The 495-nt window shown below is 69.3% G+C and carries 1 protein-coding gene; it reads right to left on the reverse strand.

The genetic code is table 11. The features are described from left to right. The coding region (locus DEQ92_RS22100; protein ID WP_233516945.1) for an aconitase family protein at positions 1–495 on the reverse strand (495 nt) is incomplete at both ends.

Genomic DNA, 495 nt, shown 5'->3' on the forward strand with positions numbered 1-495 from the left:
ACGCTGTCGTCGGGAAGGCCCGAACGGCCCTTGAAATTCCGGTTGAACGCGCGGAGGCTGACCGAGTCCGGTGCGGGCACGTGCCCCTGGCCGATGCAGGCCCCACACGTCGACTCCGAGAGGTTCACGCCGGCGGCGTACAGGTCCTCGGTGCGACCTTCGCGGGCGAGCACCTCGGCGGACCGCTTCGATGCACGCGCGATCACGAACTCCGTCTCCGGTGCGACGGTCTCGCCTTTCACGACTGCGGCCGCGGTCGCGATGTCGAAGTACGAGCCGTTCGTGCAGGTGCCGACCAGACACTGATCGACGGGCGTGCCGGCCGCCTCCGAGACGGGGACGACGTTGTCCGGCATCGACGGCATCGCGATCAGCGGCTCGATCTCTGAGAGGTCGACCTCCAGACGGTCGTCGTACGTCGCGTCGGCGTCGGCGCTCAGTTCCCGGTAGGCGTCCCCGCGGCCGAGTCGCGTCAGATGTCGGCGCGTTCGCTCG

Source organism: Haloferax sp. Atlit-6N (genome assembly GCF_003383195.1).
Classification (GTDB): Archaea; Halobacteriota; Halobacteria; order Halobacteriales; family Haloferacaceae; genus Haloferax; species Haloferax gibbonsii.